General features: G+C 70.5%; 17 protein-coding genes. 9 read left to right on the forward strand and 8 right to left on the reverse strand.

Annotated elements, in window-relative coordinates:
• Positions 1 to 491 (reverse strand): FtsX-like permease family protein (locus ACFTZL_RS02300; RefSeq protein WP_382577184.1); only part of this gene is annotated, 491 nt, incomplete at its 3' end.
• A gap of 3 nt (positions 492 to 494) precedes the next feature.
• Positions 495 to 1,280: an ABC transporter ATP-binding protein gene (locus ACFTZL_RS02305; RefSeq protein WP_382577280.1), complete on the reverse strand. Its 786-nt coding sequence runs from the start codon at positions 1,278 to 1,280 to the stop codon at positions 495 to 497.
• A gap of 157 nt (positions 1,281 to 1,437) precedes the next feature.
• Between ACFTZL_RS02305 and ACFTZL_RS02310 the strand changes: the two genes are divergently transcribed.
• Positions 1,438 to 2,232 carry an SDR family NAD(P)-dependent oxidoreductase gene (locus tag ACFTZL_RS02310; protein ID WP_382577186.1) on the forward strand — a complete coding sequence of 265 codons (795 nt, stop codon included), beginning with the start codon at positions 1,438 to 1,440 and terminating at the stop codon, positions 2,230 to 2,232.
• Here the strand turns inward: ACFTZL_RS02310 and ACFTZL_RS02315 are convergent.
• The 6 genes from ACFTZL_RS02315 to rhaI all read right to left on the reverse strand — a co-directional run bounded on the left by ACFTZL_RS02315 (position 2,208) and on the right by rhaI (position 9,951).
• Positions 2,208 to 2,888 carry a lactate utilization protein C gene (locus tag ACFTZL_RS02315; RefSeq protein WP_382577188.1) on the reverse strand — a complete coding sequence of 227 codons (681 nt, stop codon included), beginning with the start codon at positions 2,886 to 2,888 and terminating at the stop codon, positions 2,208 to 2,210. The two genes, ACFTZL_RS02310 and ACFTZL_RS02315, sit on opposite strands and share 25 nt — an antisense overlap.
• On the reverse strand, positions 2,885 to 4,372 hold the full coding sequence (locus tag ACFTZL_RS02320) for a LutB/LldF family L-lactate oxidation iron-sulfur protein (RefSeq protein WP_382577190.1): 1,488 nt from the start codon (positions 4,370 to 4,372) through the stop codon (positions 2,885 to 2,887). The genes ACFTZL_RS02315 and ACFTZL_RS02320 overlap by 4 nt, the downstream gene beginning before the upstream one ends.
• Positions 4,369 to 5,124 carry a (Fe-S)-binding protein gene (locus ACFTZL_RS02325; protein WP_382577192.1) on the reverse strand — a complete coding sequence of 252 codons (756 nt, stop codon included), beginning with the start codon at positions 5,122 to 5,124 and terminating at the stop codon, positions 4,369 to 4,371. Before ACFTZL_RS02325 ends, ACFTZL_RS02320 begins: the two co-directional genes overlap by 4 nt.
• A gap of 70 nt (positions 5,125 to 5,194) precedes the next feature.
• Positions 5,195 to 6,643: a rhamnulokinase family protein gene (locus ACFTZL_RS02330; RefSeq protein WP_382577194.1), complete on the reverse strand. Its 1,449-nt coding sequence runs from the start codon at positions 6,641 to 6,643 to the stop codon at positions 5,195 to 5,197.
• Positions 6,640 to 8,679 (reverse strand): bifunctional aldolase/short-chain dehydrogenase, encoded by a 2,040-nt coding sequence (locus ACFTZL_RS02335; protein WP_382577197.1) that lies wholly within the window; start codon positions 8,677 to 8,679, stop codon positions 6,640 to 6,642. Before ACFTZL_RS02335 ends, ACFTZL_RS02330 begins: the two co-directional genes overlap by 4 nt.
• A 111-nt stretch (positions 8,680 to 8,790) precedes the next feature.
• On the reverse strand, positions 8,791 to 9,951 hold the full coding sequence (gene rhaI / locus ACFTZL_RS02340; protein ID WP_382577200.1) for an L-rhamnose isomerase: 1,161 nt from the start codon (positions 9,949 to 9,951) through the stop codon (positions 8,791 to 8,793).
• 261 nt (positions 9,952 to 10,212) lie between these two features.
• Between rhaI and ACFTZL_RS02345 the strand changes: the two genes are divergently transcribed.
• The 8 genes from ACFTZL_RS02345 (at position 10,213) to ACFTZL_RS02380 (ending at position 19,181) form a co-directional block, all read left to right on the forward strand.
• Positions 10,213 to 11,730 carry a sugar ABC transporter ATP-binding protein gene (locus ACFTZL_RS02345; RefSeq protein ID WP_382577203.1) on the forward strand — a complete coding sequence of 506 codons (1,518 nt, stop codon included), beginning with the start codon at positions 10,213 to 10,215 and terminating at the stop codon, positions 11,728 to 11,730.
• Positions 11,727 to 12,767: an ABC transporter permease gene (locus tag ACFTZL_RS02350; RefSeq protein ID WP_382577205.1), complete on the forward strand. Its 1,041-nt coding sequence runs from the start codon at positions 11,727 to 11,729 to the stop codon at positions 12,765 to 12,767. The genes ACFTZL_RS02345 and ACFTZL_RS02350 overlap by 4 nt, the downstream gene beginning before the upstream one ends.
• Positions 12,760 to 13,773, forward strand: coding sequence for an ABC transporter permease (locus ACFTZL_RS02355; RefSeq protein WP_382577207.1), 1,014 nt, complete (start codon positions 12,760 to 12,762; stop codon positions 13,771 to 13,773). The genes ACFTZL_RS02350 and ACFTZL_RS02355 overlap by 8 nt, the downstream gene beginning before the upstream one ends.
• A 12-nt stretch (positions 13,774 to 13,785) precedes the next feature.
• Positions 13,786 to 14,868, forward strand: coding sequence for a rhamnose ABC transporter substrate-binding protein (rhaS, locus tag ACFTZL_RS02360; protein WP_382577209.1), 1,083 nt, complete (start codon positions 13,786 to 13,788; stop codon positions 14,866 to 14,868).
• A 17-nt stretch (positions 14,869 to 14,885) separates the two neighbouring features.
• Positions 14,886 to 15,206 carry an L-rhamnose mutarotase gene (locus ACFTZL_RS02365; protein ID WP_382577211.1) on the forward strand — a complete coding sequence of 107 codons (321 nt, stop codon included), beginning with the start codon at positions 14,886 to 14,888 and terminating at the stop codon, positions 15,204 to 15,206.
• 16 nt (positions 15,207 to 15,222) lie between these two features.
• Positions 15,223 to 16,647 carry a BNR repeat-containing protein gene (locus ACFTZL_RS02370; RefSeq protein ID WP_382577214.1) on the forward strand — a complete coding sequence of 475 codons (1,425 nt, stop codon included), beginning with the start codon at positions 15,223 to 15,225 and terminating at the stop codon, positions 16,645 to 16,647.
• Positions 16,648 to 16,734: 87 nt separating this feature from the next.
• Positions 16,735 to 17,760, forward strand: coding sequence for a LacI family DNA-binding transcriptional regulator (locus ACFTZL_RS02375; protein WP_382577216.1), 1,026 nt, complete (start codon positions 16,735 to 16,737; stop codon positions 17,758 to 17,760).
• Positions 17,761 to 17,879: 119 nt separating this feature from the next.
• Complete coding sequence (locus ACFTZL_RS02380; RefSeq protein ID WP_382577219.1) at positions 17,880 to 19,181, forward strand: alpha/beta fold hydrolase; 1,302 nt, start codon at positions 17,880 to 17,882, stop codon at positions 19,179 to 19,181.
• Positions 19,182 to 19,189: the final 8 nt, after the last annotated feature.

Raw genomic sequence — 19,189 nt, forward strand, 5'->3', positions numbered from 1 at the left:
GCCGCGAGCAGCGTGACGCCGATACCGGACGCCGACGCCACCGGACCGAAGGAGTACTCGACGGACCGGGCGACCTGACCGCTGTCCTGGAACACCTCCAGCAGCGCCCGGCCGCCGAGCAGCGCCGGGCCGATCGCCAGCCCCGCGCCCACCAGGGCCACGGCCAGCGCCTCACCCACGACCATCCGCTTGAGCTGCGCCGGAGTCGCCCCCGAGCAGCGCAACAGCTCCATCTCGGCGGCCCGCTGACGCACGTTCACCGTCAGCGTCGAGGCGATCGCGAAGAACACCAGCAGGCTGCCGTAGCCACCGACCACGCCCGCCGCGGTGGACAGGGTCTCCTTGCTCACCGGGTCCACGCCCGGCTGCCCGGCCGTGTCGTGCATCGAGTTGAACGTCATGACGATCGCCGCGCCGAGGAACGCGGACAGCAGGGTCGCCAGGAACCGCCCGGGCCGCTGCCGTATCGACCGCATCGCGAGGACGAACACGGCTCACACCCCCACCCGCACGTCGTCGCCCAGGTGCGCCAGCCGCTCGGCGACCGCGTCGGCCGTCGGCGCGTCCATCCGGCCCGCGAGCCGGCCGTCCGCCAGGAACAGCACGGTGTCGGCGTACGAGGCGGCGACCGGGTCGTGCGTCACCATCACCACCGTCCGGCCGTGCACCCGCACCGCCTGCCGGAGCAGTCGCAGCACGTCCCGCGCGCTGCGCGTGTCCAGTGCGCCCGTCGGCTCGTCCGCGAAGATCACCCGCGGTTCGGTGACGAGCGCCCGGGCGATCGCGACCCGCTGGCGCTGACCGCCCGACAACTGATCGGGCCGGTGTCCGAGCCGGTCACCCAGTCCCACCGCGGTCAGCACCTCGCGGACCCGCTGCCGGTTCACCCGCCGCCCGGCCAGCTTCAGTGGCAGCACCGTGTTCTGAGCGACGGTCAGCGTCTCCAGCAGGTTGTACTGCTGGAACACGAACCCGATCCGGCCGCGCCGGAACCTCGTCAGTTCGGCCTCGCCGCCGCCCGTCAGTTCCGTGCCGTCGACCTGCACGATCCCGCTGTCGGGCCGGTCGAGCCCGGCCGCGCACTGCAGCAGTGTCGACTTGCCGGAACCGGACGGCCCCATCACCGCGGTGAACGTGCCACGCCCCAGACCGAGCGTCACACCGTCCAGGGCGGTCACGGCGCTGTCGGCGCTCCCGTACGTCTTGGTGACCTTGACCAGCCGCAGCGCCTCGGCCGCGGGTCCCGGGTCCTGGTCCTTTCGTGGGCCGTTGCGCACCATCGTCGTCCCCCCTTCGTCCGACACGCCCTGTGTCTCGTCCTCGACGCTACGGAGAAGGTGACGTGACCACACTGGCCGCAGAACCCGTATCGGGGGGTGTACTCAGCGACACCCCGGGGGTACCCGATCACACCAGCACCGAAAGGGTTGACCCGGCATGCAGATCGATCTGAAGGGCCGCACCGCTCTGGTGACCGGCTCCACGCAGGGCATCGGCGCCGCGATCGCCTCGGGTCTGGCCCGGGCGGGCGCCAGGGTGGGTGTCAACGGCCGTTCGCCCGGACGGGTGCGGGAGGCCGTGGACCGGATGCGGGGCGAGGTCCCCGGCGCCGACCTGGTGCCCGTGGCCGCCGACGTGACGAAAGAAGAGGGCGCGCGGCAGGCGGTGGACGCCCTGGGGCAGGTGGACATCCTCGTCAACAACCTCGGTGTCTTCGAGTCCGCAGACCCCCTGGAGATCAGCGACGACGAGTGGCGGCGCTACTTCGAGGTGAACGTCCTGGCGGCCGTACGCCTCACCCGTCTCGTCCTGCCCGGCATGACCGAACGCGGCTGGGGCCGGGTGCAGTACATCGCCAGCGACTCGGCGGTCGTCGTCCCCGCCGAGATGATCCACTACGGCATGTCGAAGACCGCCCTGCTCGCGGTGAGCCGGGGCTTCGCCAAGCAGGCGGCCGGCACGGGCGTCACGGTGAACTCCGTCATCGCGGGGCCGACCCACACCGGCGGCGTCGAGGACTTCGTCTACCAGCTCGTCGACCGCGACCTGCCCTGGGACGAGGCCCAGCGCGCGTTCATGCGGCAGCACCGGCCGCAGTCCCTGCTCCAGCGGCTGATCGAGCCGGAGGAGATCGCGAACATGGTCGTCTACCTGGGCTCCGACCAGGCCTCGGCGACCACGGGCGGCGCCCTGCGCGTCGACGGCGGCTACGTCGACTCGATCCTGCCCTGAGCCCCGGGCCGGTCCTCGCTCACCAGGATCACCTCCAGCGTGCGCGGACCGTGCACCCCCTCGACCCGGTCCAGCTCGATGTCACTGGTCGCCGACGGCCCGGAGATCCAGGTCAACGGCCGTACCGGGTCGAGCCGTTCGAGGCCCTGCGGCACCGACGACACGACCTGCCCGGGCACGCGCACGACGCAGATGTGGTGGTCCGGGACGAGGGTGATCCGGCGCCGTCCCTGGTCGGGCGAGCCGTCCAGCACGATCGTGCCGGTCTCCGCGATCGCGACCGCACAGGCCGTCACGACACTGTCCACCCGGTCGAGTTCGCCCGGAGTGCTCTCCGCCCGGTCCGGCACCCGCGTCACCCCGGTCCGCTCCAGCCACGCGGAGTCCAGCCCGGGCGGCACCAGCAGCGAAGCCGACCCGCGCTTGTCGAGCAGCCCCGCGATCAGCGCGGCCAGCCCCTCGGCGTCCGTGCGGTGCACGACGGCCCGGTAGTCCGCCAGGTTCTCGGCCAGCAGCTCGACGGTCTGCTCGGTACTCCGGTCCCCGTGCTCACGCACATAGTCACGCGGAACCGCCTGCTCGTACGGACTGTCGTCCCCAGGCACGTCCGCCAGCGCGCGCCGCACCCGGCCCAGGATGCGCTCCCTGCTGTTCACTTGGCCTCGTCCTTCCCGCCGCGCGTGCGCTGCCACCAGTCCCGGAACGGTTCGGCGGGCACCGGCGGCAGATCCCGGGTCCCGCTCCAGGCCCGGCCGGGCCCCGGCAGCGTACGGGGATGGAAACGGCGGGTCCGGGAGGCGGCGCGCTGGCCGGTGCGCAGCGCGCCCGGGTGCGTGAACGCCCAGCGGGCCGCCCGCATCGCCGCACGCTCGGCGGCATGCCCCTTCGCCGGACGCAGCACCACCTTGTTGCCCTCCCGGGTGACCTCACCGCCCTCCACGACCCGTTCCCGCAGATGCACCAGCACCTCGGGAATGTCGATGGCGACCGGGCACACCTCGTAGCACGCCCCGCACAGCGAGGACGCGTACGGCAGCGAGGCGTCGATCTCGCTGGCCGTGCCCCGCAGTTGAGGGCTGAGGATCGCGCCGATCGGACCCGGGTACACGGAGCCGTATGCGTGGCCGCCGGCCCGCTCGTACACCGGGCAGACGTTGAGACACGCCGAGCAGCGGATACAGCGCAGCGCTTGCCGGCCGACCTCGTCGGCGAGGGTGTCGGTGCGGCCGTTGTCCAGCAGCACCAGATGGAACGTGCTCGGCCCGTCCGCCGTCCCGGAGTCCGTCGTGCCGGTCCACATCGAGGTGTACGGGTTCATGCGCTCGGCCGTGGAGGAGCGGGGGAGGGTCTGCAGGAACACCTCCAGGTCCCGCCACGTGGGCACGATCTTCTCGATGCCGACGACCGAGATGAGTGTCTCGGGCAGGGTCAGGCACATCCGGCCGTTGCCCTCCGACTCCACGACCACCAGGGTGCCCGTCTCGGCGACCATGAAGTTGGCGCCGGAGATGCCGACCTTGGCGCGCAGGAACTTCTCCCGCAGATGCAGCCGGGCCGCCTCGGCGAGTTCGGCGGGCGTGTCGGTGAGGCCCTCGGGGGCCGGGCGGCCCCACTCGCTCATCTCGGAGCGGAAGATGTCCCGGATCTCGCCCCGGTTGCGGTGGATGGCCGGGACGAGGATGTGCGAGGGCCGGTCCTTGCCCAACTGCACGATCAGCTCGGCGAGATCGGTCTCGTAGGCGTGGATGCCCTCGGCCTCCAGCGCCTCGTTGAGCCCGATCTCCTGCGTGGCCATCGACTTGACCTTGACGACCTCCGACTCGCCGGTCATCTTCACGAGCTGGGTCACGATCTCGTTGGCCTCGTCCGCGTCGGCGGCCCAGTGGACGATGCCGCCCGCCGCCGTGACCGACTCCTCCAACTGCTCGAGGTACCGGTCGAGATGGCGCAGCGTGTGGTCCTTGATGCGCTTGCCCGCCTCGCGCAGCTCGGCCCAGTCGGACACCTCTGCGACGGCCTTCGCCCGCTTGGCGCGGATGGTGTGCGTGGCGTGCCGCAGATTGCCGCGCAGGGTCTCGTTGCCCACGGCCTCCCGCGCGGCCTCCGGAAACGCCGGCATGCCGAGATACGTCCCGCTCATACGGCCGGTTCCTCCTCCGTGCTCGCCAGGATCTCCGCCAGGTGCACCGGCCGCATGCCGGTCCGCAGCCGGGTCATCGTCCCGCCGATGTGCATCAGACAGGAGTTGTCGGCCGCGCACAGCACCTCGGCGCCCGTCGACTCGGCGTTGCGCACCTTGTCGGTGCCCATCGCCGCCGAGACATCGGAGTTCTTCAGGGCGAAGGTGCCGCCGAACCCGCAGCACTCGTCGGCCCCCGGCAGCTCGGCGAGCTCCAGCCCCCGCACGGCCTGGAGCAGCCGCCGCGGCCGGTCGCCGAGCCCGAGTCCGCGCAGCCCGTGACAGGTCGGGTGGTACGTCACCCTGTGCGGGTAGTACGCCCCGACGTCCGTCACGCCCAGCACGTCCACCAGGAACTCCGTGAGCTCGTACGTCTTCGGCACCACCGGCGCCAGCGTGGCCGCGAGGGTGTCCCCACGCCCCTCGGCCCGGGCCCGCTCGCCCATCCGCGGATACAGCTCCCGCACCATCGCCCCGCACGACCCGGACGGCGTCACGATCGCCTCGTACTCACCGAAGACATCGGAGAAATGCCGGGCGAGCGGCTCGGCCTCGTGACGGTATCCGGTGTTGTAGTGCGCCTGTCCGCAGCAGGTCTGCGCCATCGGGAAGTCGACGTCGACGCCCAGTCTGGTCAGCAGTTTCACCACGGCGCGCCCGGTGTCCGGATACAGCGTGTCGTTGACGCAGGTCAGGAACAGGGCGACACGCATCGCGGCTCCTTGTGGTCGATCATCGGATGAGTGAAGCGTAGTGCGGGGACAAGACCCGGGGGAGACCCCGTCAGTCCCCGGCGAGCCGGTCCTGCGCGGCGCGCCACCGCTCGGTCCCGCCGCGCGGCTCGTACCTGGTGAGCGGCTGCGTACGGACGAGCAGCCGCCGCATCCCCGCCAGGTCACCGACCAGACCGTGCGCCCGCGCCTGCACCAGCACATTGCCCAGTGCGGCGGCCTCCGTCGGCCCGGCGACCACCGGCAGCCCGCAGGCGTCGGCGGTGAGCTGGCACAGCAGCGCGTTGCGCGTACCCCCGCCCACGACATGCACCACGTCGACCGGATGCCCGGCCAACCGCTGGGCATCCCGCACGGCCTTGCGGTGCGCGAGGGCGAGGGAGTCGAGGATGCAGCGCGTCACCTCGGCCGGCGACTCGGGCACGGGCTGCCCCGAGGCCCGGCACGCCTCGGCGATCCGCTCGGGCATCCGCCCCGGCGCGAGAAAGGCCGCGTCACCGGCATCGACGACCGACCGCAGCGCCGGCACCTTGGAGGCCTCCAGCAGCAGCGCGCCCAGATCCGTCTCACCCCAGGCCCGCTCGCACTCCTGGAGCAGCCACAGCCCCATGATGTTGCGCAGATACCGGACCGTGCCGTCCAGGCCCAGCTCGTTGGTGAAGTTGGCCGCCCGGCTCTCCTCGGTCAGCACCGGCGAGGCCAGCTCCAGACCGGCCAGCGACCAGGTGCCGGTGCAGATGTACGCGAACCGCTCGCCCGACGCCGGTACGGCGGCGACCGCCGACGCGGTGTCGTGGGACCCGACGGCCGTCACCGGCACGGGACCGGTCAGCCCGGTCTCCTCCAGCACCTCCGGCCGCAGCACACCCGCCGGATCCCCGGGCCGCCGCAGCGGCGCGAACAGCCCGAGGTCGATGCCCAGCCGCTCCGCGACGTCGTACGCCCAGTCCCGCGTGCGCGGATCGATCAGCTGGGTCGTCGAGGCGTTGGTCAGCTCCGTGCCCTGCTCACCGGTCAGCCAGTACGTCAGCAGATCCGGCATCAGCAACAGCCGCCGGGCCCGGTCGAGCTGGGCCGTGGACCGGGCGGCGGTCAGTTGATACAGGGTGTTGAAGGGCGCGTACTGCAGACCCGTCGCCGCGTACAGCTCCTCGGCGGGCACGGTCGCCCACACCTTCTCGGCGACGCCCTCGGTACGGCTGTCGCGGTAGTGCACCGGGTTCCCGAGCAGCGCCCCGTCGGCGTCCAGCAGTCCGTAGTCCACGGCCCAGCTGTCGATCCCGACGGAGTCGACCCGCCCGGCGGCCTTCAGTCCGTCCAGCACACCCGCGTAGAGCCCGAGCACGTCCCAGCGCAGCCCCTCCGGCACGCGCACCGGCCGGTTCGGGAAGCGGTGGGCCTCGCTCAGCTCCAGCGAGTCCGAGCCGACACGGCCGACCATGACGCGCCCGCTGGACGCGCCGAGGTCGACCGCGGCGTACGACTTCACACCCGCGCTCATCGCAGGAAGGCGGCCGCGACGCCGGCGTCGACCGGGATGTGCAGCCCGGTGGTGTGGGTCAGGTCCCCGCCGGTCAGGGCGAAGACGGCGTTGGCCACATGCTCGGGCAGCACCTCGCGCTTGAGGATGGTCCGCTGCGCGTAGAACTCACCGAGCTTCTCCTCCTCGACCCCGTACACGGCGGCCCGCTTCGCCCCCCACCCCCCGGCGAAGATCCCGGAGCCGCGCACGACACCGTCCGGGTTGATCCCGTTGACCCGGACCCCGTGCTCGCCCAGCTCGGCGGCGAGCAGCCGCACCTGGTGGGCCTGGTCGGCCTTGGTGGCCGAATAGGCGATGTTGTTGGGTCCCGCGAACACGGCGTTCTTCGAGGCGATGTAGACGATGTCGCCCCCGAGCCCCTGCGCGATCATCACCCGCGCCGCTTCCCGCGACACCAGGAAGGACCCGCGCGCCATGATGTCGTGCTGCAGATCCCAGTCCTTGGCGGAGGTCTCCAGCAGCGGCTTGGAGATCGAGATCCCCGCGTTGTTGACGACGAGGTCGACTCCGCCGAAGGCCAGCACGGCCGCCCGGAACGCCTCGGCGATCTGCTCCTCGGACGTGACGTCCACCGTCACCGCTACGGCCTTGTCGGACCCGCCCAGCTCCTCGGCGACGGCCCGGGCGTTCTCGCCGTTGAGGTCCGCGACGACCACACACGCGCCCTCGGCCACGAGCCGCTGCGCGATGGCCTTCCCGATCCCACTGCCGGCACCGGTGACGAGCGCGACCCGCGTGGCCAGGGCCTTGGGCTTCGGCATCCGCTGAAGCTTGGCCTCCTCCAGCGCCCAGTACTCGATACGGAACTTCTCCGACTCCTCGATGGGCGCGTACGTGGAGACAGCCTCCGCCCCGCGCATCACATTGATGGCGTTGACGTAGAACTCCCCGGCCACCCGGGCGGTCTGCTTGTCCTTGCCGAAGCTGAACATGCCCACGCCCGGGACCAGCACGATCGCGGGGTCGGCGCCGCGCATGGCGGGGGAGTCGGGCAGGGCGTGCCGCTGGTAGTAGGCGGCGTACTCCTCGCGGTACTCGGCGTGCAGCTCCTTGAGCCGGGCGACGGCCTCGTCGAGCGGAGCGGCCGGCGGCAGGTCGAGGACGAGCGGCCGGACCTTGGTCCGCAGGAAGTGGTCCGGGCAGGAGGTGCCCAGCGCGGCCAGCCGCGGATGCTCGGCGCTCGCGAGGAAGTCGAGAACGACCTCGGAGTCGTTGAAGTGCCCGACCTGGGGCCGGTCCTGGGAGGCGAGGGCGCGGACATGCGGCGCGAGCGCGGCGGCCCGCTCCCGGCGCTCACCGGCACTCAGCGCGGCATACCCCTCGATCACCGGCCCGAAGGGCTCGTCCTTCCCCCGCTCGGCGAGGAACGTCTCGGCGGTCCGGATGATGTGCAGCGAGTTCCGCTCGCACTCCTCGGAGGTGTCGCCCCAGGCGGTGATCCCGTGCCCGCCGAGCACACACCCGATGGCCCCCGGATTGGCCTCCTTCACGGCGGCGATGTCCAGCCCGAGCTGGAACCCGGGCCGCCGCCAGGGCACCCACACCACACTGTCCCCGAAACACTCGGCGGTCAGCTTCTCCCCGTCGGCGGCACAGGCGAGCGCGATCCCGGAATCCGGATGCAGATGATCGACATGAGCGGCCTCGACCAGCCCGTGCATGGCGGTGTCGATGGAAGGAGCCGCCCCGCCCTTCCCATGCAGGCAATAGTCGAACGCGGCGACCATCTCGTCCTCGCGCTCCACCCCCGGATACACATCGACCAGCGCCCGCATCCGATCCAGCCGCAACACGGCCAGCCCCGCCTCGGTCAACGTCCCGAGATCCCCACCGGACCCCTTGACCCACATCAACTCCACATCACCCCCGGTGACGGGATCGGTCTCCCTGCCCTTGGCGGAGGCATTGCCCCCGGCGTAGTTGGTGTTCCGGGGATCGGCCCCGAGCCGGTGCGACCGAGCGAGCAGAGCGGCGGCCTCAGGATGGAGTGCCATGAATGCCAGTTCCTTTCAAGAAGGGAGAGTGGAGGTTCCTAGGGGCGCGGGGAACTGCGCGACCAGCCACATACGGCCCGCACCCCGCAGACAACAGATCTCGGCAGACGCTTACGCACCCCACCCCGCCTGCTGCCCACCCACCCGCTCAGCAACGATCTTCTCCCCCCACCCCGAACGCCGGTACGCCGAAACAGGGTCGGGATCCAACCCCAGTTCCTCCCGCACCTCCCGCAGCAACGGCCGCACATCCGTGTTGTATGCATCCATCACCACGGCATTGGCCTCAAGAACATCCCCGGCCGCCTGCGCCGCACCCAGCGCATCCCCGTCAACGAGCAACGCCTTCGCCGTAGCCTCCTGCACATTCATCACCGACCGGATGATCGCCGGAATCTTCGCCTCGATGTTGTGACACTGATCGAGCATGAAAGCGACCTCAGGCGCGAACCCCCCACCCCGAATCACCTCATACATGATCCGGAACAACTGGAACGGATCCGCCGCCCCCACCATCAGGTCGTCATCCGCGTAGAACCGCGAGTTGAAGTCGAACCCCCCGAGCTTCCCCTCACGCAACAGCGTCGCCACGATGAACTCGATATTGGTCCCCGGCGCGTGATGCCCCGTGTCGACCACGACCTGCGCCTTCGGCCCGAGCTTCAGACAGTGGGCGTACGCCGTCCCCCAGTCCGGAACATCCGTCGCGTAGAACGCCGGCTCGAAGAACTTGTACTCCAGCAGCATCCGCTGCCCCTCGCCCAGCCGCTCGTAGACCTCCGCGAGCCCCTCGGCCAGCCGTTCCTGCCGCCCCCGGATGTCGTCCTGCCCGGGATAGTTCGTCCCGTCGGCGAACCAGAGCTTCAGATCCGTCGACCCCGTCGCATCCATGATGTCGACGCACTCCAGCAGATGATCCACGGCCTTGCGCCGCACCGCCGCGTCCGGATGGCAGATGCTCCCGAGCTTGTAGTCGTCGTCCTGGAAGGTGTTGGAGTTGATCGCGCCGAGCCGCACACCACGCCGCTCCGCGTGCTTCGCCAGCGCCGCGTAGTCGTCGACCTTGTCCCACGGAATGTGCAGGGCGACCGTCGGGGCGGCCCCCGTGAACTCGTGCACCTTCCCGGCGTCGTCCAGCTTCTCGTACGGATCACGTGGCACGCCCGCCTGCGCGAACACCTTGAACCGGGTGCCCGAGTTCCCGTACGCCCACGACGGCGTCTCGACGGCCTGGGTCTTGAGAGCGGTCTTCGCCGCGGCGAGCTCGGTCACGTCAGGGCTCCTGTGGCATCGGGTCGTAACGACCACTGAATGAAACGATTCAGGACGCGAAGCTATGGGCCCCCCGAAGGGGTGTCAACCCCTCCGGCTCACACGGTTTCCCGTGACCGGTGCGTGACCTTCTGTCCTCGAAATATTTTCGACCGGTACCCATTGACGTGACATGCGCGGCCCGCCTAACGTCCCGGCAATCCAGTTGAAACCTTTCACGACGCCGAGAGGGCCTCCCGCCGGCGTCGTCGAGGAGCCCTCATGACCCACCCGTCCACCACGGGTCCGGCCCCGGTTCTGGCACTGAGGGACGTGTCCAAGTCCTTCGGCGCGGTCCGCGCACTGCGGGATGTCTCCCTGGAGCTGTTCCCCGGGGAGGTGCACGCCCTCGCCGGCGAGAACGGTGCCGGCAAGTCCACCCTCATCAAGGCGCTCGCCGGAGTGCATCGGCCGGACGCCGGCCAGGTGCTGCTCGACGGTGAGCCCGTCGTCTTCAACGGCCCCGGCGACGCCCGCGACGCCGGCATCGCCGTGATCTACCAGGAGCCCACGCTCTTCCCCGACCTGTCGATCGCCGAGAACATCTACATGGGCCGCCGGCCCAAGCGCGCCCTCGGCCGGATCGACCACAAGGCCACGCACAACGCGACCGCCGCCCTCATGGAGCGCCTCGGTGTCGAACTCGACCCCGACCGGCCCGCCCGCGGCCTGTCCATCGCCGACCAGCAGATCGTCGAGATCGCCAAGGCCCTCTCCTTCGACGCCCGCGTCCTGATCATGGACGAGCCGACCGCCGCCCTCACCGGCAGCGAGGTCGCCCGCCTCTTCGGCGTCGTACGCACCCTGCGCGACCAGGGCGCCGCCGTGCTGTTCATCTCCCACCGGCTGGAGGAGATCTTCGAGATCTCCCGGCGGGTCACCACCCTGCGCGACGGCGCCTGGATCGCCAGCGAGCCCCTGGACGGCATGACCGAGGACGACCTCGTGCGCCGCATGGTCGGCCGCGACCTCGACGAGCTGTACCCCAAGCAGGACGTGACACCGGGCGAAGTCGCCCTGAGCGTGCGCCGCCTGACCCGCGAGGGCGTGTTCACCGACGTCTCCTTCGAGGTGCGGCACGGCGAGATCGTCGGCCTCGCCGGGCTCGTCGGCGCGGGCCGTACGGAGGTCGCCCGGGCCGTGTTCGGCATCGACCGCTGGGACGCGGGCGAGGTCTCCGTCCAGGGCAAGGCCCTCGTCAACGGCGCCCCCTCCACGGCGATGTCCGCCGGACTCGCCCTGGTCCCCGAGGACCGGCGCGCCCAGGGCCTGGTGATGGACATGTCCATCGAGCGGAACATCGGCCTCACCGGGCTCCGTACGACCGTCAGGGCCGGGTTCATGGACCGCGCCGCCGAGCGCAGCCGCTCCCTCGACTGGGCCGTCAAGCTCCAGGTGAAGTACGCCCGGATCGCCGACACCGTCAACACCCTGTCCGGCGGCAACCAGCAGAAGGTCGTGCTCGCCAAGTGGCTGGCCACCGGGCCCAAGGTGCTGATCGTCGACGAGCCGACCCGGGGCATCGACGTCGGCACCAAGGCCGAGGTGCACCGGCTGCTGTCCCAGCTCGCCGCCGACGGTGTGGCCGTCCTGATGATCTCCTCCGACCTGCCCGAGATCCTCGGCATGGCCGACCGCGTGCTGGTGATGCACGAGGGCCGCCTCACCGCCGAGATCCCGCGCTCCGACGCCACCGAGGAAACCGTGATGGCCGCAGCCACCGGGAGGGCCGCCGCATGACGGTCGTCACTCCCCGAGAGGCCCCCGTGGCCGACGTGCCCAAGTCGAGCGGCACGCGGCTGGTCGACCGGGTCTTCAAGATGCGCGAACTCGCCATCCTGGTCGTGTTCCTGGTGATGATCGCCGTCACCCAGGCCGGCAACAGCGAGTTCCTGTCCGAGCAGGGCATCAAGGACCTGCTGCTGAACGCGACGATCCTCGTGCTGGTCGCCACGGGCCAGTCCCTGGTGGTCATCACGAGGAACGTCGACCTGTCCGTCGGATCCACGCTCGGTATCAGCGCGTTCGCCGCCGGAACGTATCTCCAGGGCGGGGGCAACCCGGTCGTCGCGATCGCGCTGGCCGTCCTGCTCGGCATCGGCTTCGGACTGCTCAACGGGCTGCTGGTCAGCCTGGGCCAGGTGCCCGCGCTCGTCGTCACCCTCGGCACGCTCTACATCATCCGCGGCATCGACTCCATCTGGGTCGGCTCCCGCCAGATCACCGCGGCCGATCTGCCCGGCGGGTTCGTCGACTTCGGCTCCGGCGGCATCTGGGCGGTGCCGTACCTGGCGCTGATCGCCCTGGCGGTACTGGTGGCGACGGCGTACTACCTCAAGCACTACGGCAGCGGCCGCGAGCTGTACGCCCTCGGCTCCAACCCGGAGGCCGCCCGGCTCGCCGGCATCCCCGTCCGCAAGCGCATCCTCGCCGCCTACACCTTCTGCGGCGCCCTCGCCGGACTCGCCGGCGCGATGTACCTCGCCCGGTTCGGCAACGTCGACTCCGGCACCGGCAACGGCTATGAACTGACCGTCGTCAGCGCGGTCGTCGTCGGCGGCGTCGTCTTCACCGGCGGCTCCGGCAGCGTCTACGGCGCGGCCCTCGGTGCGCTGCTGCTGACCTCCATCAACAGTGTGCTGCCCGCCCTCGGCGTCAGCTCGGTCTGGGTGCTCGCCATCAACGGCATCCTGCTCATCCTCGCGATCGCGGTCGACCGGGTCGTCGCGCTGCGCGTGGCCTCCGCCCTGAAGAAGAGGAACGCCCGCCATGGCTGACATCTCCCTGAGCCGAGCGGTCCGCTGGGACACGGTGGTCGGCGCCCTGCTCATCGTGGTCCTGCTGTTCTCCTTCGGGTTCGTCGACGGATTCGGCAACGCGCTCAACCTGTCCTTCCTGATCGGCAACACCCTTCCGATCGCGCTGATCGCCCTGCCGATGACCCTTCTGGTGGTGTCCGGGGAGATCGACCTGTCGGTCGCCTCCACGGCGGGCCTGTCGGGTGCCGTGATGGGTGCCCTGTGGAACCAGGGCATGGCCATCGAGACGATCATCCCGATCTGCCTGCTCCTCGGTGTGGTGTGCGGGCTGATCAACGGTCTGCTGGTGACCAGGCTCGGCCTGCCGTCCCTCGCCGTCACCATCGGCACGCTCGCCGCCTACCGGGGTATCGCGCAGATCGTGCTCGGGTCCGACGCGGTGACCGACTTCCCCACGCAGTACCTGGACTTCGCGGCCGGGCGCCTCGGCGACACGTTCATCCCGTACGCCTTCCTGCCGTTCCTGGTCCTGCTCGCCATCGCTGTGGTCGCGCTGCACGCGACCCCGTTCGGGCGGTCGTTGTTCGCGATCGGGGCGAGTGAGGAGGCCGCGCGGTTCGCCGGTATCCGCGTCAAGCGGCAGAAGCTGCTCCTGTTCACGCTGACCGGGTTGATGGCCTCCCTGACCGGCATCTTCTGGGCTCTTCACTACGCCAGCGCCCGCTACGACAACGCGACCGGGCTCGAACTGTCGGTCGTGGCCGCGGTGCTGCTCGGCGGGATCGACTTCGACGGCGGCAAGGGCACGTTGGGCGGTGCGATCGCCGGGGTGTTCCTGCTCGGGGCGCTGCAGAACGTGATGAGCCTCCAGGACGTGTCCGCTCAGTCGCAGATCGTCGTCACCGGCGTGCTGCTCGTCCTCTCCGTGCTCGGCCCCCGGGTCGCACGTCAGATCTCCGTAGCGAGGGCGGGCCGCAGAGCCGCCGCCTCGACTCCGACCTCATCACCCAGCCCTTCCTCGTAAAGGACCATCGACATGCGCAAGTCCACCGTCCGCCGCAGCTGTGCGGCGCTCGCCACCGCCACCTCGCTCGCCCTGGCCCTCACCGCCTGTGGCGGGACGACCAAGAAGGACGTGGCGAACGAAGGGGCATCCGCCGCCACCGCCGGCAAGGCCGATCCGAACGCCGCCACCAAGAAGGGCCTGACCGTCGGCTTCCTGCCCAAGCAGGTCAACAACCCGTACTTCACCTCCGCCGACAAGGGCGGCGAGAAGGCGCTGAAGGAACTCGGCTCCAGCTACAAGGAGGTCGGTCCGTCCAGCGCCACCGACACCTCCGGGCAGGTCAGTTACGTCAACACGCTCACCCAGCAGCAGGTCGACGCGATGGCTGTCTCCGCGCAGGACCCGGGCGCCCTGTGCACCGCGCTCAAGCAGGCCATGAAGAACGGCATCAAGGTCGTCACCTACGACTCCGACACCACGGCCGACTGCCGCAACGCCTTCGTCTCGCAGGCGTCCGCCGAGGACCTGGGCCGCACCGAGGTGCAGCTGCTCGCCAAGCAGCTCGACTACAAGGGCGAGATAGCGATCCTGTCCGCCGCGCAGACCGCGACGAACCAGAACACCTGGATCGACTTCATGAAGGACGAGCTGAAGAAGCCCGAGTACAAGAACATGAAGCTGGTGAAGACCGCGTACGGCAACGACGACGCCCAGCAGTCCTTCCAGCAGACCCAGGGCCTGCTCCAGGAGTACCCGAACCTGAAGGGGATCATCTCCCCGACCACCGTCGGCATCAAGGCCGCCGCCCAGTACCTGTCGGGCTCCAAGTACAAGGGCAAGGTCAAGCTGACCGGTCTCGGCACCCCGAACGACATGCGCAAGTACGTCAAGAACGGCACCGTCGAGGCGTTCGAGCTGTGGGACCCGGCCAAGCTCGGCGAGCTGGCCGCCCGTACCGCCGTCGCCCTGTCCTCCGGGCAGATCACCGGCAAGGAGGGCGAGACCTTCAAGGCCGGCTCCATGGGCGAGTACACCATCGGCAAGGACGGCGTGATCAGCCTCGGCAAGCCGACCGTGTTCGACGCCAAGAACATCGACCAGTTCAACTTCTAGTCCCTGGAGGGTTGTTGATGCAGCGCGTGTGCTTCCTGCTGAAGGTCAGGGCGGACCGCCTCGACGAGTACCGCGAGCGGCACGCCACCGTGTGGCCCGAGATGCGCCGGGCGCTCTCGGACACCGGCTGGCACAACTACTCGCTCTTCCTGCGCGAGGACGGACTGCTCGTCGGCTACCTGGAGACCGAGGACTTCGCAGCCGCCCTGGCCGGGATGGAAGCCACCGACGTCAACGCCCGCTGGCAGGCGGAGATGGCGCCGTTCTTCGAGTCGCTGGACGGCGCCCGGCCCGACGAGGCCATGAAACCGCTCACGGAAGTGTTCCACCTCGTATGACGATGGAGTCCATGAGATGCACAGACGTACGCTGCTGGCCGCCGCCCTCGCCGGAGCCGTGGTGAGCCCCGCCCTCGCCTCCGGCACCGCCCGGGCCGCCGGCCCCGGCCCCTCGGTCACCCGGACCGGCACCACCACGCTCGACGGCCAGGCCGTCTTCTTCGTGTCCTACGACGGACTGGTCAACAACAACGCGTTCCAGAAGAACGGCCTGCTGACCTACAAGGGCTACCAGTACGCCGTCTGGTACACCGCCGACCGCAACGCCGTCGTCGGCCGCCGCGCCCTCGGTTCGAGCACCTGGTCGACCGTGAAGGTCGGGCACACCCTGCGGTACAACGACTCCCACAACGTCATCTCCATGGGCGTCTCCAAGGTCGACGGCCGGCTGCACCTCAACATGGACTCCCACAGCGACGGTTTCACCTACGTCAAGTCGGTCGCCGGGCTCCTGGACAATCCCGGTGGACTGAGCTGGACCGCCGCCCGTTTCGGGGCGCCGCAGTCCACCCTCGAAGGGCTGGCGCTGACCTCGCAGTTCACCTACCCGCAGTTCGTCTCCACGCCCGACGGCAAGCTCCAGCTCAGCTACCGCGTCGCCGTCTCCGGCAACGGCCGCAACGCGCTCGCCGAGTACGACGGCACGAAGTGGACCGACCTCGGCGAGTGGTCGAGCTCGACGGGCACATACACCAGCGAGCACGGCTCCTCGACCGCCCGGAACATGTACCTGCACGGCATCGACTACGACCGGAACGGGCGGCTGCACTCCTTCTTCACCTGGCGCGAGCAGAACGGCGCCGTGATGTGCGACGGCGGCGGCATCAGCAACCACGACACCGGCTACGTCTACTCCGACGACCGGGGCCGTACCTGGCGCAACAACGCCGGCGGCGTCGTCGGCACCACCGGCGGCTCCGACAAGGTGTCCGTGAACGACACCGGTCTGGTCGTCGACCCGCTGAACCCGGACCACTCCCTGATGAACCAGGAGAGCCAGTTCACCGACTCCGCGGGCCGGCCGCACGCGATCATCTCCTACGTCCCCGGCCGCTTCGGGCAGTGCACCACGAACTACGTCGCGAACCGGACCGCCGACGGCCGCGCCTTCCACGTCCGCAGGAACGCCTCCGGCACCTGGCAGAAGACCGAGATCCCGGTCCCGCTGAACTCCAGCCAGCGCACCAAGCTGCTCCTGGACAAGTACGACAACGCGTACGCGGTCTTCCCCTTCGGCCGGATCGCCGGTGCCTCCGCGGCCTCCGGATACACCGACTGGAAGATCCTGTTCGACGGCAGTGGCCTCAACGCCTTCGGCGAGGTCGTCATCGACGAGACACGCGTCGGGCAGGACGGGGTGCTGTCCTTCATGTACCAGGAGAAATCCAGCGGTACGACGCCCTCGGCGCTGCACGTCGTCGACTTCCGTCTGCCCGCCTGACCGGACCCGGTCGCCGGGGCGGCATGCCGGTAATGTGAAGCCGCTCCGGCCGCCGTCCCCTCGTCTCCCCCTGGAGGTCCCTGTCCGATGTCCCAGTCGGTGGGTATCAAGGACGTCGCCCGTGTCGCCGGAGTCTCCGTCGGCACGGTGTCGAACGTGATCAACCGCCCGGACACGGTCGCGACCGAGACCCGGGCCCGCGTGCAGTCCGCGATAGACCGGCTCGGCTACGTCCGCAGCGAGTCCGCGCGGCAGCTTCGCGCGGGCCGCAGCCGGATCATGGGGCTGCTCGTCCTCGACATGGGCAACCCCTTCTTCGTCGACGTGGCGCGCGGCGCCGAGCGTGCCGCCCGCCAGGCCGGACTCGGCGTGATGGTCTGCAACAGCGCCCAGAACCCGGGCGAGGAGGCCGACTACCTGTCGCTCTTCGCCGAGCAGCGCGTACGCGGCGTGCTGCTCACCCCCGCCGACGCGACGGGGCGCAACATCGAGGCCTTCCGCCGGCACGGCATCCCGTTCGTCCTGGTCGACCGCGTCGCCGAGGGCACCACGGAGTGCTCGGTCTCCGTCGACGACGTCGCGGGCGGCGCCCTGGCGGTACGCCACCTCGTCGACGCCGGGCACCGCTCGATCGCGTATGTCAGCGGCCCGCCCGGCCTCAACCAGGTCCGCGACCGGCGTACGGGCGCCCTGGAAGCGCTCGCCGAGGCCGGGCTCGGCCCCGACGCGCTGCGCGAGCTGCCCACCGAACGGCTGGACGTCGCCGCGGGCCGGGACGCCGGCGCCCGGCTGCTCGGCCTCGCCGACCGGCCGACCGCCGTGTTCTGCGCCAACGACCTGCTCGCACTCGGCGTTCTGCAGGCCATGTACGCGGCGGGCGTGGGCGTCCCCGACGACCTCGCCATCGTCGGCTACGACGACATCGAGTTCGCGGCCGCGGCGGCCGTCCCGCTCACCTCGGTACGGCAGCCCGCCGTCACCATGGGCGCCATGGCGGCCGATCTGCTTCTGGAGGAGACGGAGGCGGAGGGCGCGGTGAAGCCGCACGAGCACCGACGGGTCGTCCTCCAGCCGGAGCTGGTGGTCCGCCGCTCCAGTCTGTCCGCCCGCTAGGGCGCCCCAGGCCTGAACGGCCGTTCAGCAAGGTTTCATGATCCGAAGGGCCCACTCGCGGACGTTCCCTGTGATGAACTGGGACGCGGTCCGAAAATCCGCCCGTCCCGGGAGCCCTGTTGACCGTCAGCTACCGCCAGCCCGGAGTCGTCCTCACCGACCGCCGCTTCTCCGTCCCCCTCGACCACGACCGTCCCGAGGGCGACACGATCGAGCTGTACGCCCGCGAGGTCGTCGCGAGCGACAAGGCCCACCAGGACCTGCCCTGGCTGCTCTATCTGCAGGGCGGTCCCGGCTTCGGCGCGGACCGCTCCGTCGGCAGGCCCGGCTGGCTGGGCAGGGCCCTGAAGGAGTTCCGCGTCCTGCTCCTCGACCAGCGCGGCACCGGCCACTCCACGCCCGCGAACCGGCAGACGCTCCCGTTGCGCGGCGGCCCCGCCGAGCAGGCCGACTACCTCACCCGCTTCCGCGCCGACTCGATCGTCCGCGACTGCGAGGCCATCCGCCCGCTGGTCACGGGCGGCGCGCCCTGGACCGTCCTCGGTCAGAGCTTCGGCGGCTTCTGCGTGACCAGCTACCTGTCCCTCGCCCCCGAGGGGCTGGCCACCGCCGTGCTCACCGGCGGGCTGCCCGCCCTGGACGCCCACGCCGACGACGTCTACCGGGCCGCCTTCCCGCGCATCGAACGCAAGGTCGCCGCCCACTACGCCCGCTACCCGCAGGACGCCGAGCGCGCCCGCCGGATCGCCGACCACCTGCTGACACACGACGTGGTCCTGCCGAACGGCTACCGGCTCACCGTCGAGGCTTTCCAGTCCCTCGGCATCCTCCTCGGCACCGGCGACGGCACCCACCGCCTCCACTACCTCCTGGAGGACGCCTTCGTCCGCACCCCGCAGGGCTCCACACTGTCCGACGCCTTCCAGGAGCAGGTGCAGGGCATGCTGTCCTACGCCCGTCACCCGCTGTACGCCCTCGTCCACGAGGCGATCTACGGCCAGGACGGCCGGCCCACCGCCTGGTCGGCCGAGCGGGTCCGCGCCGAGTTCCCGCAGTTCGACGCCGCCAAGGCACTCGCGGGTGACGAGCCGCTGCTGTTCACCGGCGAGTCGATCCACCCCTGGATGTTCGACTGCGACCCGGCCCTGCGCCCCCTGCGCGACACCGCCGACCTGCTCGCCGCCCGCACCGATTGGACACCCCTGTACGACGCGGCCCGCCTGGCCGCCAACAAGGTGCCGGTCGTCGCGGCCGTCTACCACGACGACATGTACGTCGACACGGCCCACTCCCTGCGGACCGCCCGCACGATCCGCGGCCTGCGCACCTGGATCACGGACGAGTTCGAGCACGACGGAGTACGCACCGGCGGCACCCGCGTCCTGGACCGGCTGCTGGCCATGGCGCGTGACGAGGCCTGAGGCCGGTG

This window comes from Streptomyces sp. NPDC056948, assembly GCF_042674225.1.
GTDB lineage: Bacteria > Actinomycetota > Actinomycetes > Streptomycetales > Streptomycetaceae > Streptomyces > Streptomyces purpurascens.

What these genes read in the sequence shown, in the direction of transcription:
- ACFTZL_RS02370 (WP_382577214.1), top strand. Translation starts at nt 15,223, where the DNA reads ATGCACAGACGTACGCTGCTGGCCGCCGCCCTCGCCGGAGCCGTGGTG.
- ACFTZL_RS02365 (WP_382577211.1), top strand. Translation starts at nt 14,886, where the DNA reads ATGCAGCGCGTGTGCTTCCTGCTGAAGGTCAGGGCGGACCGCCTCGAC.
- ACFTZL_RS02335 (WP_382577197.1), bottom strand. Translation starts at nt 8,679, where the DNA reads ATGGCACTCCATCCTGAGGCCGCCGCTCTGCTCGCTCGGTCGCACCGG.
- ACFTZL_RS02345 (WP_382577203.1), top strand. Translation starts at nt 10,213, where the DNA reads ATGACCCACCCGTCCACCACGGGTCCGGCCCCGGTTCTGGCACTGAGG.
- rhaS (WP_382577209.1), top strand. Translation starts at nt 13,786, where the DNA reads ATGCGCAAGTCCACCGTCCGCCGCAGCTGTGCGGCGCTCGCCACCGCC.
- ACFTZL_RS02355 (WP_382577207.1), top strand. Translation starts at nt 12,760, where the DNA reads ATGGCTGACATCTCCCTGAGCCGAGCGGTCCGCTGGGACACGGTGGTC.
- ACFTZL_RS02330 (WP_382577194.1), bottom strand. Translation starts at nt 6,643, where the DNA reads ATGAGCGCGGGTGTGAAGTCGTACGCCGCGGTCGACCTCGGCGCGTCC.
- ACFTZL_RS02325 (WP_382577192.1), bottom strand. Translation starts at nt 5,124, where the DNA reads ATGCGTGTCGCCCTGTTCCTGACCTGCGTCAACGACACGCTGTATCCG.
- ACFTZL_RS02305 (WP_382577280.1), bottom strand. Translation starts at nt 1,280, where the DNA reads ATGGTGCGCAACGGCCCACGAAAGGACCAGGACCCGGGACCCGCGGCC.
- ACFTZL_RS02320 (WP_382577190.1), bottom strand. Translation starts at nt 4,372, where the DNA reads ATGAGCGGGACGTATCTCGGCATGCCGGCGTTTCCGGAGGCCGCGCGG.
- ACFTZL_RS02375 (WP_382577216.1), top strand. Translation starts at nt 16,735, where the DNA reads ATGTCCCAGTCGGTGGGTATCAAGGACGTCGCCCGTGTCGCCGGAGTC.
- ACFTZL_RS02310 (WP_382577186.1), top strand. Translation starts at nt 1,438, where the DNA reads ATGCAGATCGATCTGAAGGGCCGCACCGCTCTGGTGACCGGCTCCACG.
- ACFTZL_RS02350 (WP_382577205.1), top strand. Translation starts at nt 11,727, where the DNA reads ATGACGGTCGTCACTCCCCGAGAGGCCCCCGTGGCCGACGTGCCCAAG.